The organism is Microbacterium sp. zg-Y818 (assembly GCF_030246905.1).
GTDB lineage: Bacteria > Actinomycetota > Actinomycetes > Actinomycetales > Microbacteriaceae > Microbacterium.
In genome coordinates, this window is the sequence record NZ_CP126741.1 from 816,855 (window position 1) to 830,875 (window position 14,021).

11 protein-coding genes are annotated in these 14,021 nt (G+C 71.3%); 7 read left to right on the plus strand and 4 right to left on the minus strand.

Annotated features, from left to right (window positions below; genetic code table 11):
• Nucleotides 1–39: 39 nt before the first annotated feature.
• The 4 genes from QNO21_RS03640 to QNO21_RS03655 all read left to right on the plus strand — a co-directional run bounded on the left by QNO21_RS03640 (nucleotide 40) and on the right by QNO21_RS03655 (nucleotide 7,545).
• Nucleotides 40–1,773 (plus strand): ABC transporter ATP-binding protein, encoded by a 1,734-nt coding sequence (locus tag QNO21_RS03640; protein ID WP_257519436.1) that lies wholly within the window; start codon nucleotides 40–42, stop codon nucleotides 1,771–1,773.
• A complete protein-coding gene (locus QNO21_RS03645; RefSeq protein ID WP_257519435.1) occupies nucleotides 1,770–3,725 on the plus strand; it encodes an ABC transporter ATP-binding protein in 1,956 nt (651 codons plus the stop codon). The genes QNO21_RS03640 and QNO21_RS03645 overlap by 4 nt, the downstream gene beginning before the upstream one ends.
• 57 nt (nucleotides 3,726–3,782) lie before the next feature.
• Nucleotides 3,783–4,694 (plus strand): PP2C family protein-serine/threonine phosphatase, encoded by a 912-nt coding sequence (locus QNO21_RS03650; protein WP_374211416.1) that lies wholly within the window; start codon nucleotides 3,783–3,785, stop codon nucleotides 4,692–4,694.
• Between the two features lie 67 nt (nucleotides 4,695–4,761).
• Nucleotides 4,762–7,545 carry an FtsK/SpoIIIE domain-containing protein gene (locus tag QNO21_RS03655; protein WP_257519433.1) on the plus strand — a complete coding sequence of 928 codons (2,784 nt, stop codon included), beginning with the start codon at nucleotides 4,762–4,764 and terminating at the stop codon, nucleotides 7,543–7,545.
• Between the two features lie 41 nt (nucleotides 7,546–7,586).
• On the opposite strand, the gene ald is transcribed toward QNO21_RS03655, so the two are convergent.
• Together ald and QNO21_RS03665 are read right to left on the minus strand one after the other, a co-directional pair.
• Nucleotides 7,587–8,702 carry an alanine dehydrogenase gene (gene ald / locus QNO21_RS03660; protein ID WP_257519431.1) on the minus strand — a complete coding sequence of 372 codons (1,116 nt, stop codon included), beginning with the start codon at nucleotides 8,700–8,702 and terminating at the stop codon, nucleotides 7,587–7,589.
• Between the two features lie 37 nt (nucleotides 8,703–8,739).
• Entirely contained in the window at nucleotides 8,740–9,729 is a 990-nt protein-coding gene (locus QNO21_RS03665; protein WP_257519429.1) for an asparaginase, read from the minus strand.
• A 51-nt stretch (nucleotides 9,730–9,780) separates the two neighbouring features.
• On the opposite strand from QNO21_RS03665, the gene QNO21_RS03670 reads away from it, so the two are divergent.
• A complete protein-coding gene (locus QNO21_RS03670; RefSeq protein ID WP_257519428.1) occupies nucleotides 9,781–10,251 on the plus strand; it encodes an OsmC family protein in 471 nt (156 codons plus the stop codon).
• A gap of 15 nt (nucleotides 10,252–10,266) precedes the next feature.
• Here the strand turns inward: QNO21_RS03670 and QNO21_RS03675 are convergent, their stop codons facing one another.
• Nucleotides 10,267–11,082: a lysophospholipid acyltransferase family protein gene (locus QNO21_RS03675; RefSeq protein ID WP_257515301.1), complete on the minus strand. Its 816-nt coding sequence runs from the start codon at nucleotides 11,080–11,082 to the stop codon at nucleotides 10,267–10,269.
• An 83-nt stretch (nucleotides 11,083–11,165) separates the two neighbouring features.
• On the opposite strand from QNO21_RS03675, the gene QNO21_RS03680 reads away from it, so the two are divergent.
• On the plus strand, nucleotides 11,166–12,113 hold the full coding sequence (locus QNO21_RS03680) for an FKBP-type peptidyl-prolyl cis-trans isomerase (RefSeq protein ID WP_257515300.1): 948 nt from the start codon (nucleotides 11,166–11,168) through the stop codon (nucleotides 12,111–12,113).
• 16 nt (nucleotides 12,114–12,129) lie between these two features.
• Nucleotides 12,130–13,221, plus strand: coding sequence for a 1-deoxy-D-xylulose-5-phosphate reductoisomerase (dxr, locus tag QNO21_RS03685; protein ID WP_257515299.1), 1,092 nt, complete (start codon nucleotides 12,130–12,132; stop codon nucleotides 13,219–13,221).
• Here the strand turns inward: dxr and pflA are convergent.
• The gene (gene pflA / locus QNO21_RS03690) at nucleotides 13,209–14,021 is read right to left on the minus strand and encodes a pyruvate formate-lyase-activating protein (protein ID WP_374113710.1); all 813 of its coding nucleotides are present in this window, start codon (nucleotides 14,019–14,021) and stop codon (nucleotides 13,209–13,211) included. The genes dxr and pflA overlap by 13 nt on opposite strands.

The window sequence follows — 14,021 nt, forward strand, 5'->3', positions numbered from 1 at the left end:
CTCAATCGGTGCGCCATGCCCGGCGCTGAAGGGGGGACCGTGCTCGGCAAGCTTCTGGCCCAGTACACGCGACCCATGTGGCCGCTCGTCGTCGCGGTCATCGTGTTCCAGCTCGCCCAGTCGGTGGCATCGCTGCTGCTGCCCACGCTGAACGCCGACATCATCGATGAGGGCGTCGTGACCGGCGACATCGAGGTCATCTGGTCCCTCGGCGGGGTCATGCTGATCGTCAGCGCCGTGCAGATCGTCTGCGCCATCATCGCCGTCTGGTTCGGCTCGCGCCTCGCGACCTCCGTCGGCCGCGATCTGCGCGCCGACCTCTTCCACCGCGTGGTCGCGTTCTCGCAGCGCGAGGTCGGCCAGTTCGGCGCGCCCTCGCTCATCACCCGCAACACCAACGACGTGCAGCAGGTGCAGATGCTGGTGCAGGTGTCGGCGACCCTCATGGTCTCGGCCCCCATGCTCGCCATCGGCGGCATCATCATGGCCATCCGTCAGGATGCCGGGCTGTCGTGGCTCATGGCCGTCTCGGTGCCGGCGCTTCTCATCATCGTGGGTCTGATCGTCGTGCGGATGGTGCCCGCGTTCACGCTGATGCAGCGACGCATCGACCGCGTGAACCAGATCCTGCGCGAGCAGCTCACCGGCATCCGCGTCATCCGCGCCTTCGTGCGCGAGCGCGAGGAGCGCGCCCGCTTCTCCGGCGCCAGTGAAGACGTCATGGCGACGGCGCTGCGGGCCGGAAACCTCATGGCGCTGATGTTCCCCGCCGTCATGCTCGTGATGAACCTCTCCAGCGTCGCGGTCATCTGGTTCGGCGCGGGCGAGGTGCAGAATTCCGGCGTCGAGATCGGCACGCTCTTCGCCTTCCTCAACTACATGATGCAGATCCTGATGGGCGTCATGATGGCGACGTTCATGTTCGTGATGATCCCGCGGGCGGCGGTCTGCGCCACGCGCATCGGAGAGGTGCTCGACACCGGGCCGTCGGTGGCTGCGCCCGCGGCGCCGGTTGTGCCTCCCGTGCCCGAGGGGCGGATCGAGTTCGACCACGTCGGCTTCGCCTATCCGGGTGCGCAGGAGCCGGTGCTGCACGATCTGACCTTCACCGTGCCGCCGGGAACCACGACCGCCGTGATCGGCTCCACGGGGTCGGGCAAGACCACCCTCGTGGGACTCGTGCCGCGGCTTTTCGACGTGACCGCAGGTACGGTGCGGGTCGACGGGGTGGACGTGCGCGACATCGATCCGGACGACCTGTGGCGGCGCATCGGCCTGGTGCCGCAGCGGGCGTTCCTCTTCTCGGGCACGGTCGCGTCGAACCTGCGCTACGGCAACGGCGAGGCCAGCGACCTGGAGCTCTGGGAGGCGCTGGACACTGCGCAGGCCCGTGACTTCGTCGAGGCGATGCCCGGGCAGCTCGAGGCGCCGATCGCGCAGGGTGGCACGAACGTGTCGGGCGGTCAGCGGCAGCGTCTGGCGATCGCGCGGGCGCTGGTGAAGAACCCAGGCATCCAGATCTTCGACGACTCGTTCTCGGCGCTGGACCTGCAGACCGACGCGGCCCTCCGGCGCGCGCTGGACACTCGGCTGCCGGGGACGACCCGGCTCGTCGTCGCCCAGCGGGTGTCGACCATTCAGGGAGCGGACCAGATCATCGTGCTCGAGCACGGCCGCATCGTCGGCATCGGGCGCCACGACGACCTGCGCAGGACCTGTCAGACGTATCGCGAGATCGTCGATTCCCAGCTGGCTGCGGAGGCGACGGCATGAGCGGTCCGGGCCCGCGCGGACACGGCCCCGTAGGCGCTCCCGTGCAGAAGGCACAGAACTTCGGGCCGAGCGCGAAGCGTCTGGCATCCATGCTGCGCGTGGACATGCCGCAGTTGATCACCGTGCTGGTGCTCGGCGTGCTCAGCGTCGGACTGACGGTGACCGGTCCGAAGATCCTCGGCGAGGGGACGAACGTCGTGTTCGCGGGGTTCATCTCGTTGCAGGCGCCCTCGGGCGTCACGAAGGCCGAGGTGGTCGAGGGCCTGCGCGCCCAGGGCGAGCAGGAGCAGGCCGACATGCTCTCGGCGATGGACTTCGTCCCCGGCGCCGGCATCGACTTCGAGCGGCTGCGGTGGATCCTCATGGCGGTGCTCGCGATCTATCTGCTCGCCGGCATCTTCGGCTGGCTGCAGGCCCGCATCCTCAACGGCGTCGTGCAGCGCTCGATGCACCGGCTGCGGATGCAGGTGGAGGAGAAGGTGCACCGCCTGCCGCTGTCGTACTTCGATCGGGTGCAGCGCGGCGAGCTGCTGAGCCGGGTCACCAACGACGTCGACAACATCGGGCAGACCTTGCAGCAGACCCTGTCGCAGGTGGTCGTGTCGCTGCTGACGGTCATCGGCGTGCTCATCATGATGTTCGTGATCTCGCCGATGCTCGCCCTCATCGCGCTGGTGACGATCCCGCTCACCGTGGTCGTGACGCTGCTCATCGCCCGGCGGTCGCAGAAGCTCTTCGTCGCGCAGTGGAAGACGACCGGAGTGCTCAACGCGCGCGTCGAGGAGACCTTCTCGGGTCACGCGATCGTGAAGGTCTTCGGACACCAGCGCGAGGTCGAGGAGGACTTCCGCCGCGAGAACGACGAGGTGTACCGGGCGACGTTCGGCGCCCAGTTCCTCTCGGGCATCATCATGCCGGCGATGATGTTCATCGGGAACCTCGTCTACGTCGGCATCGCCGTCGTCGGCGGTCTGCAGGTCGCGGGCGGACGCCTGTCGATCGGCGACGTGCAGGCGTTCATCCAGTACTCGCGGCAGTTCACCCAGCCGCTGAGCCAGCTGGGCTCGATGGCGAACCTGCTGCAGTCCGGAGTCGCCAGCGCCGAGCGCGTGTTCGAGCTTCTCGATGAAGAGGAGGAGACGCCCGACCCCGACCCCGCCCGCACCGTCGGCGAAGACGCGAGCGACCTGGACTTCGAAGACGTCTCGTTCCGATACACGCCGGACAAGCCGCTCATCGACGGACTCGACCTCACTGCACGACCCGGCAGTACGGTCGCCATCGTCGGGCCCACCGGGGCGGGCAAGACGACGCTCGTGAACCTCATCATGCGGTTCTACGACATCGACTCCGGGCGCATCACCCTGGACGGGCTCGACATCAGGCAGATGACCCGCGCCGACCTGCGCTCGCGCACCGGCATGGTGTTGCAGGACACGTGGCTGTTCTCCGGCACGATCCGCGAGAACATCCTCTACGGGCGTCCGGATGCCACAGAGCAGGAGATGGTGGATGCCGCCTCCGCGGCGTACGTCGACCGCTTCGTGCACGCACTGCCCGACGGGTACGACACCGTGCTCGACGACGAGGCATCCAACCTCAGCGTGGGGGAGCGCCAGCTGGTGACGATCGCCCGGGCGTTCCTCTCCGACCCCCGGCTGCTGATCCTCGACGAGGCGACCTCGTCGGTGGACACCCGCACCGAGCTGCTGATCCAGCGGGCCATGTCGAGGCTGCGCCAGGACCGCACCTCGTTCGTCATCGCCCACCGGCTCTCGACCATCCGTGACGCCGACCTGATCCTGGTCATGGAGCACGGTTCCATCGTCGAGCAGGGCACGCACGACGACCTGCTGCAGGAGAAGGGGGCGTACTGGCGGCTGTACAACGCCCAGTTCCAGGCTCCCGCCGATCCAGACACGACCGAAAGCGATGCCGCAACCGTCCACTAGGATGTGAAAACGCGTTCCGCAGCGGAGCGCTCCATGTCGACAGGGAAGGGCGAGAGCGTGCCCGAGGCCACCACCCAGACACGCGTCGTCGCGCTGCCCGAGGGCGAGCTGTCCCTGTCGTGGGCTGCGGCCACCGATGTGGGACGCAGACGCGAGGTCAACCAGGACGCCGTGTTGGCCCTGTACCCGCTCTTCATCGTCGCCGACGGCATGGGCGGCCACATCGGCGGCGAGATCGCCAGCGCCAGCACGATCGAGCGGCTGAAGGCCGTCGCCGGCAAGGACGACGTCACCCCCAAGAGCATCGAGAAGGCCCTCGCACGCGCCGTGGACGACATCGGCCGACACGTGGACACGACCGATGACGGCACCGGCACGACCGTGACGGGCGTGTATCTCGACGCCGCGGGCGACGAGCCGACCTGGGTGACGCTCAACATCGGCGACTCGCGCGTGTACCTCATGCGCGACGACAGCCTGATGCAGATCACCACCGACCACTCCGTGGTGCAGGAGCTCATCGCCTCGGGACGCCTCAGCCCCGAAGAGGCCGAGAACCACCCATACGGCAACGTGATCACGCGTGCGGTAGGCCCGACCGAGAGCGTCACCCCCGACTACGTGCGGCTCGACGTCATCGACGGCGACCGGTTCGTCATCTGCAGCGACGGGCTCACGAAGGAACTGACCGACTACGGCATCCTGCACTTCCTGCTCGAGCACGCCGACCCGGCCGAAGCCGTCGACGCCATGCTGCGGGCGGCGCTCGAGAACGGCGGGCGGGACAACGTCTCGATCATCGTGCTGAATGCGCATCTCAGTGGCGTCGCCGGCATCGACGACGACACCGCCGAGCGCCCTCAGGTCTCGCAGCAGACCACGCCGGTGCAGCGCCCAGACGTGGCGTCTGCGAACACGTCGGATGCCGCATCGGCAGCCGACGCCGGCTCCTCCACAAACGCCGACTGAGCCCGGACCTCTCCCTTCAGAGGGCTGGTGCCCGCGCCGCGGGCGGGTGATGCGGTGTGCTGGACGCGTGATCCCCCCTGCCGCCGGTGCGCCCTGGCCGGCTGACCTCCGAGCCGAGCCGCTGGTGCTGCCCACGTCGGTCGAACCGACGCCGCGCCCCGCCCTGCCGTTCGCGTCGGCCCTGCTGCCGATGGCGGCATCGGTGGTGCTGTGGCAGGTGACGGGGTCGATCATGTCCCTGTGGTTCGCCGCGCTCGGACCCCTGCTGGCCGGCGGTGCGGCCCTCGACGGGTTTCGCGCGGCCCGCAGGGATCGTCGTCGGGCACGGCGGCAGCACCGCGGTGCCCACGCGCGCGCGCTCGAGGAGGTCACGCGACGCCACGCGGTCGAGCGCGATCGCCTGCACCGCCGGCATCCCGACGTCGCCGGCTTCGCCGTGCGGCCCGACGAGATCTGGCGGGTCGTGCCGGGCCGTGCCGGCCATCTGCGCATCGGGGTGGGAGAGGCGTTCAGCGGGGTGCAGGTGACCGGCGGCGATGCCACGGGCGATGACGCCGCGCTGCGGGAGCAGGCCGCCCGGCTGGCCGATGCGCCGCTCACGGTCCCTGCCGCCGACGGCGTGGCGGTGATCGGTCCGCCGGTGGTGGCCGCCGCCGTCGCGCGAGGCCTCGTCGCGCAGCTGTGCCTGAGCTCAGCGCCCGGTGACGTGAGACTGGTCGGACCGCCGGCGGTGGACGGCGGCTGGACGGCCGACATGCCGCACCGGCGGGCGGTCACCGGCACCGCGGTGCAGCTCTGCCCGCGCGGTGACCGGGTCGAGCGGGGCGTGGACGCGCCCATCGCGGTGGTGGGGCCCGGCTCGCCGCCGCCGCCGCGCTGCGCTGCGGTGCTGACGCTCACCGGCCTGGCCACCGCCCGTCTGGACCACGCGGGCATCACGCGCGAGGTGGCCGTCGAGGCCCTCGGCCGCGAGCAGGCGGCGGCGATCGCCGCCGCGCTCGCCGCCCGCGCGGGCGACGTCGCCGGCGGATTGACCGCGCACGCGGGCGACCTCGCGGGCCTGCTGCCATCGGCACCGCGCGCGGCGCCCGGCACGCTGCCGGCGGTCATCGGGCGCGACGGCGGGGAGGAGGTGGTCGTCGACCTCGTCGTCGACGGTCCGCACGCGGTCGTCACGGGGGTCACCGGCGCCGGCAAGAGCGAGCTGCTGACGACCTGGATCGTGGCGCTGTGCGCAACCCACACCACCGCACAGGTGGCCTTCCTCCTCGCGGACTTCAAGGGAGGGCGGGCCTTTGACCGCCTGGCCGGGCTGCCGCACGTCACGGGGGTGCTGACCGACCTCGACGAGGCGGCCGCCCACCGCGCGATCCAGAGCCTGCGTGCGGAGCTGCGTCACCGCGAACGGGCGCTTGCCGCCGTCGATGCCCGAGACATCGGCGAAGCCGGCGACCGCCTGCCGAGGCTGGTCATCGTCATCGACGAATATGCGGCGCTCGTGGGCACCCAGCCCGAGCTGCACGAGCTGTTCGCCGACATCGCCGCGCGCGGGCGGGCGCTGGGCATGCACCTGATCCTCGCCGGGCAGCGCGCCGGCGGGGTGTTCCGCGACGCGCTGCTGGCGAACTGTCCGCTGCGGATCAGCCTGCGGGTGACCGACGCCGGGGATTCGCGCCTGGTGATCGGCACAGACGACGCGGCGACGCTGCCGGGGGACCCCGGGGCGCGGGGCCTCGCCCTGGTGCGTCGCGCGGCCGACCGGGTGGCCCGCAGCGCGCAGGTGGCCGTATGCAGCGATGCGACACTCGCGGCGCTGGCCGCAGCCGAGGCGGGGCCGCCGCCCCGGCGACCGTGGCTGCCGGAACTGCCGGAGCAGGTGCCGCTCGAGTCGCTGGCGGTGAAGGGACGCCCCGGTGCGATCGTGCTGGGCCTTGCGGACGAACCGCACCGGCAACGGCAGCGGCCGGTGGTGCTCGCGCCCGAGGACCGGGGACTGTTCGTCATCGGAGGCCCCGGGTCGGGCAAGACCGGCCTGCTGCGTCTGGCTGCGGCGCAGCACGACCCCGCCCACACGCTGGTGGTGCCCCGCGACCCCGAGGGGGCGTGGGATGCCGTGGCCTGCTTCGATGATCTGCCGCCGCGCACGCTGGTGCTGCTGGATGACCTCGACGCGCTGCCGGTCTCGTTCGGTCCGGATCACCAGGCTCACCTGACGGAGCAGGTGGAAGCACTCGCCCGCGACGGGGCCCGACGTGGCATCCGCCTGGTCGTCACGACGCAGCGGCTCACCGGCGTCGCCGCCCGGGTGGCGGCGCTGCTGCCGCACCGGGCGATCCTGGCGCTGCCCACCCGGGCGGACCATGCCGCCGCCGGCGGCGAGGCGGCCGCGCATCGCCGGGACCTGCCCCCAGGACGCGGCACGCTCGACGACGTCGCGGTCCAGTTCGCGCTCGTCGACGCGGCGCTGCGACCGAGGGATGCCGACGTCCCGCTGTACCGGCCGCAGGGACTGACCGGCTTCGTCGCCCCTTCGTCGTCGTCCGCTGCGCGTGCGGTGCGCGCAGGCTGGTCCGCCGACGGAATCGACGTCGTCGCGCTGGGGGAGCACGCGCCGACCGCGGCGGGTGGGGTGCCCCTGGTGCTGTGGGGTGAGCCCGAGACGTGGTTGCGCGAGTGGCGCGCACTGCAGGAGGTGCGGGCGACCGGTGCGCTCGTGGTCGACGCCGCCTGCGCGGGCGAGGTGCGGGCCGTGACGTCATCGCGGGTGCTGCCGCCGTACGCATCGCCCGGGCGCGCGAGGGCGTGGGTATGGGACGCCGAGAGCGCGGCCCGGCGGGTGCGGCTGCAGTGAGCCCCCGGTCGCGGCGCCCCCTCGCTCAACGACCGAGGGGGCTACGCCACCGCGTCGGCGAGCGAGCCCAGCGGCATCCCGTGTGCCGTCGCGACGCCCGCGTTCACGACCGCGCCGGCGTGGGTGTTCAGGCCCGCTGCCAGCGCAGGGTCGGTGCGCAGCGCCTCGCGCCAGCCGTGCGCGACGATGCGACGGATGTAGGGGAGCGTGGCGTTGGTGAGGGCCGACGTCGAGGTGTTCGGGACGGCGCCGGGCATGTTCGCGACGCAGTAGAAGACGCTGCCGTGCACCGTGAACGTGGGGTCGGCGTGCGTCGTCGGGTGGCTGTCCTCGAAGCATCCGCCCTGATCGACGGCGATGTCCACGAGTACCGAGCCCGGTCGCATCCGCGCAACCATCGCATTCGTCACGAGCTTGGGGGCCTTGGCGCCCGGAATGAGCACGGAGCCGATCACCATGTCGGATGCCACGACTGCGGCATCCAGGTCGAGCGGATTCGACGCAGCGGTCTTGACCCGTCCCTGGAAGTGATCGTCGAGGAACCGCAGCCGCTGCACGTTCGTGTCGAAGATGGTGACGTCCGCACCCATCCCCGCCGCGAGGAGCGCCGCGTTCGCCCCGGCCACCCCGCCGCCGATGATCGTCACCCGCGCGGGCCGTGTCCCCGGCACGCCGGACATGAGAAGACCCAGCCCGCCGGCCGAGCGCATGAGCGTGGACGACCCGACCATCGGCGCGAGGCGGCCGGCCACCTCGCTCATGGGTGCGAGCAGCGGCAGTCCGCCGCCGGGCAGCTGCACCGTCTCGTACGCGATCGCCGTGATCCGGTCGGCGATCAGCCGCTCCGTGAGCGAGCGGTCGGCGGCCAGGTGCAGATAGGTGAACACCACGAGGTCGTCGCGGAAGTAGACGTACTCGCTCGGCACCGGCTCTTTCACCTTCAGCAGCAGCTCGGCGCGCGCCCACACCTCGGCGGGGTCGTCCAGCAGCGTCGCGCCGGCGGATGCGTACTCCGCGTCGGTCATCGACGATCCCTCGCCGGCACCGCGCTGCACGAACACCTCGTGCCCGGAGGAGGTGAGGTCGTGCACCCCGGCAGGGGTCAGGGCGACGCGGTATTCGTTGTTCTTCACTTCGGTCGGTACGCAGATCCTCATCGATCGCTCCTTTTCCGCGCCCGTCGTGGGGACGCCGTCACACGGTCGGGCGGATCGCTCCGACGTCTTTGCCGCCGCCCTGGATGGTCAGCGGAAGAGATCCCAGCACCTGGGCGACCTGCGCCGCCGGCAGGGCGCCTGCCCGGACGAGCAGCGTGAGGGCGACGACGGTGGCCGCCCGGCCGTTGCCGTCGAGCGTCTTCAGCGCCACCGTGGTGCCGTCGGGAGCGGTCATGACGAGCACGCCCTCCGCGCCGGTCTTGGCGAACACGCCGAGCTTCTCGATGACCACGGTGTCGGGGCGCCCGGGGCCGTCGATCGTCCACGGGTTGTCCTTGACCGCGCGCACGAGCGCCGCCGCGTGGCGGTGAAGCGCGAACGGGGAGCGCTCGGACGACGTGGCGATGCGCTGGATGCCGCGGGCGAGCGCCGTGAGGCTCATGCCGTAGACCGGTGCGCCGCAGCCGTCGACGGCGGAGATCGAGAGCTTGGTGCCGGTCAGACGCTCGGCCACCTCGCGGATGTGCATCTGCAGGGGGTGGTTGAGGTCGAGATACGTGGCGGCATCCCAGCCGTTGACCGTGCACGCGAGCAGCATGGCGGCGTGCTTGCCCGAGCAGTTCATGCGGATGCGGGAGGGGGCGCCGAGTTCGCGGACGATCTCGTCGCGCGTCGCCGTGTCGCCTGGCCACGCCGGCGGGCAGCCGAGGTCGTCCTCGCTCTTGCCCGCCAGGTGCAGGATGCTGCGCACCACGTCGACGTGACGGTCGGTGCCGGAGTGGCTGGCGGTGGCCAGGCCCAGGCACTCGCCGTCGAGGTCGGCGCCGGCGGTCAGGCAGCCCAGTGCCTGCAGCGGCTTGAGGGTGGAGCGGGGAAGCACGGGGGAATCGATGTCACCCAGCGCGGTGCGCACCGAGCCGTCGGGGGAGAGCACGACGGCGCTCCCGGTGTGACGGGACTCGATGAAGCCACTGCGTTCGACGACAGCGAGCTCCACGGCATCCTGGGCGGAGAACGTCTGCGGCACGCAGCAAGCCTACCGGCGGGGCGGCGGGGACCCGCGTGGCAGACTGGCCGAATGTTGGGCGAGCACAGTTACGTCGTGCGCACGGAGTGGACAGGCGACCGCGGCACGGGCACCAGTGGGTACCGCGATTACGACCGCTCCGTCGCGATCGAGATCGACGGCAAGCCGGCGCTGGCCGCCTCGGCCGACCGGCCGTTCCGCGGCGACCCGGCGAAGTGGAACCCCGAAGACCTGCTGGTGGCGGCGCTGTCGGAGTGCCACCTGCTGTCGTATCTGCACGCGTGCGTGCGAGCCGGGGTCGTGGTCACCTCCTACCGGGACGAGGCGCGGGGCGTGCTCGTGCTGGACGGTCGTGGCGGGGGAGCGTTCCGCGAGGTCGTGCTGCGCCCGCAGGTCACCGTGGCGGACCCGTCGATGGTCGAGGCCGCGCTCGCCGCCCACGCGCAGGCCCACGAGTGGTGCTTCATCGCGAACTCGGTGAACTTCCCCGTGCGCCACGACCCCGTCGTCACCGCCGAGTGAGCATTCGACGAGCGGTCAGCGACGCTCGTGCGGCAGAACCTGCTTGATGCGCTCGACCGGGTTCTGCGCGGGCGTCTCGTTGTACGCGTTCGCGAGTTCCTGGCCCGACAGGGCGTGGATGGCCGACATGATCTCGTCCGTCGCCAGGCGCCGGGCACGGCCCGAGGATGCCGGCCCGTGGTGGGACAGATCGATCGGCTCCCCGAAGCGCACGGTCACGCGGGGGCGCAACCGCGGGAACTTCGCGCCGACCGGCATCGCGTCGTTCGTGCCGACGAGGCCGACGGGAACGACCGGCGCCCCGGTCTGCAGCGCCAGGAACGCCACGCCGGTGCGCCCCTTGTACAGCCGCCCGTCCAGGGACCGCGTGCCTTCGGGGTACAGGGCGGTCGCCCACCCCGCCTCGAGCATGCGCTTCTGCTGGTCGAGGGCATCGAGCGCCGCCTGGCCCGCCCCGCGCTGCACGGGGAAGGCGCCGACCGCATAGAAGAACTCGCGGGCGAACCACCCCTTGAGTCCCTTGCCCTCGAAGTAGCTCGCCTTGGCGAGGAAGCGGACGGCGCGCGGCGACGCCATGGGGATCACGAACGAGTCGATGAACGACAAGTGGTTGCTCGCGAGGATCACCGGACCCTTGCGCGGTACGTTCTTTCGCCCCTCGATGCGCGGCCAGTAGAACAGGCGCGCCAGCGGGGCGATGATCCAGCGTCCGACGACGTAGGTGAGCCCGACTCCGGGGACCAGAGAGGTCTCGCTCGTCTGCTTGGGGGATGCAGGGGGCTGGGCAGTCACCCGTCGAGGGTACTCCCGTTCGCATGCGCGCTCGGGCATGCGGCGCGGGAGGCTCCCAGCCACGACAAAGGAGAGTGAGGGAGGATGGCCTGGTCCCCCTTTCTCTCTCCGTGAGGATCCCCGTGCGCTTCCGCCCCCTAGCCGCTCTGTCCGTCGCCGCCGTTTCGGTGGTCCTCCTTTCGGGATGCACGGGGTCGGCGGATCCCGCCGAGACTGAGGGCGCGGATTCGTCCGCGCTGTGCGACGCGCGGCTCGACGCCGGTGCCGCGTCCGACGCCGTCGAGGCCGAGGGGCCCGTTGGCGAGCCGCCCACCGTCAGCTTCTCCGCCCCGCTGGAGATCGAGCAGATCGAGACGTCGGTGCTCGTCGAGGGTGACGGCGACCGGGTCACGGAGGGCGACTACGTCAACGTCGCCTTCGTAGGACTGGATGCCGAGACCGCCACCGAGATCGGTGCGATCGGCTATGTCGAGGGGGAGATGGCCGCCCAGCAGATCGGCGCACAGACGGGGATCGGGCAGTTCCTCGGCTGCGCCACGGTCGGCACGCGCGTGGCGGTCGCCCTTCCCGCAGACGATGCCACCGGCACCGCAGCCCAGGTGTACGTCATGGACCTGCTCGAGATCGTCCCCAGCGCCGCGTGGGGCGAGGAGCAGGAGCCGGTCGAGGGCATGCCCACGGTCGAACTCGATGAGACCGGCGCGCCCACGGTGACGCTTCCCGAGGGCGACGCGCCGACCGAGTATCAGCTCGCCGTGCTCAAGGAGGGTGACGGTGACACCGTGGCCGAGGGCGACAACGTCCAGCTGCAGTACCAGGGCGTGTCGTGGAACACCGGCGAGGTGTTCGACCAGAGCTGGGGCAGGGGCCCCACCGCCTTCCCCACGACCGCGGTCGTGAAGGGCTTCGGCGACGCGCTGGTCGGCCAGAAGGTCGGCTCACAGGTCATCGCGGTGCTTCCGCCGGCCGTCGCGTACGGCGAGGGCGAGATCAACGAGCAGGACCTCGTCGGTCAGACCCTGGTCTTCGTCATCGACATCCTCGACATCGAGCCCGCGGCGACCCAGTGATCGTAGGCTGAGGCGCGTGCGACGCGTTCTGATCCTCGGCTCCACCGGTTCCATCGGCAGTCAGGCCCTCGACGTCATCCGCGCCCATCCGGGCCGGTTCGAGGTCGTGGGCCTGTCGGCCGGTTCGCAGCGCGACGCGCTGGCAGGCCAGGCGGAGGAGTTCCGCGTCGAGCACACGGCGCTGGGGGCGGTCGAGGCCGAGCAGCTGGTGCGCGACGTCGAAGCCGACGTGGTACTCAACGGCATCACGGGCTCGGTGGGGCTCGGCCCGACCATCGCCGCGCTCGAAGCCGGGCGCACCCTGGCCCTGGCCAACAAGGAGTCGCTCATCGTCGGCGGCGACCTCGTCACCGCGCTCGCCGCCCCCGGCCAGATCGTGCCGGTGGACTCGGAGCACTCCGCCATCGCCCAGGCGCTGCGCTCGGGGGAGCCCGGCGAGGTGCGCCGGCTCGTGCTCACCGCCTCGGGCGGGCCGTTCCGCGGCCGTACCCGCGACGAGCTGGCATCCGTCACCCCCGCCGAGGCCCTCGCGCACCCCACGTGGGACATGGGGCGAGTGGTCACCACGAACTCCGCGACGCTCGTCAACAAGGGCCTCGAGGTCATCGAGGCCCACCTGCTGTTCGGCGTCGACTACGCCGACATCGATGTCGTGGTGCACCCGCAGTCGATCGTGCACTCGATGGTGGAGTTCGTCGACGGCTCGACGATCGCCCAGGCGTCACCGCCGGACATGCGCCTGCCGATCTCGCTGGGCCTGGACTGGCCGCACCGGGTGTCGGGCGTCGGACGCCCGCTGGATTGGACCACAGCGACCTCGTGGACGTTCGAGCCGCTGGATGAGCGCGCCTTCCCCGCCGTGGCGCTCGCCAAGCAGGTCGGCCGTATCGGCGGAACGTATCCCGCCGTGTTCAACGCCGCGAACGAGCAGGCCGTCGACGCGTTCCACGAGGGTCGGCTCGGCTTCACGGACATCGTCGACACGGTGCGCGCCGTCGTCGACCGGCATGAGGCGCCGTCAGCTCTCTCGCGCGAGAGTCTCGCCGAGGCAGAGGAATGGGCGCGGCGCACCGCCGACGCCCTGATCGCCGGGGGTCAGAAGGTCTGAAGACCCCGCGCGCGGAAGCGATCGCGCACGCTCTCGGCGTGGTCCGCCTCGGGCGGCTGCACGTCGGCCAGGGCGTAGTCGATGCCCAGGCGCTCCCACTTCGACGTGCCCATCTGGTGGAACGGCAGCACCTCGACGCGCGCGACGTTCGGCCAGCGCTCGACGATGTCAGCCACGGCCTCCACGTTCTCGGGGGCGTCGGTCAGACCCGGAACGAGGACGAACCGGATCCACACCGGCACGCCCTTGGCCGCCAGGCGGTCGCCGAAGTCGATGGTGGGCTGCAGCTCGCGGCCGGTCACCTCGCGGTACGTGTCCGGCAGGCCCGACTTCACGTCCAGCAGCACCATGCCGAGGTCGTCCAGCAGGGCGTCGGAGGCGTTGCGTCCGAGGTTGCCCGAGGTGTCGAGGGCGACATGGATGCCGAGCTCCTTCGCCTCGCGGGCCAGTCGCGTCACGAACGCCGGCTGCTGCAGGGGCTCGCCACCCGAGATGGTGAGCCCGCCGCCGGTGGCCTTGAACACCGGCAGGTACCGGCGCAAGCGCGCCAGCACATCGTCGACCTCGGTGGGGATGCCGTCGCGCTGCTGCCACGTGTCGGGGTTGTGGCAGTACTGGCAGCGCAGCGGGCATCCGGCGAGGAAGAGGGTCATCCTGGTGCCGGGACCGTCCACGGAAGTGACGAGCTCCCAGGAGTGCACGCTCGCGACGCGACCCGCCCGAACAGCTTCGAGGTGGGCGTGACGTCCGTCGGAGTCAGGGCGTGCGGCATCGGGCGCCGGCACCAGGATGGCAGACAC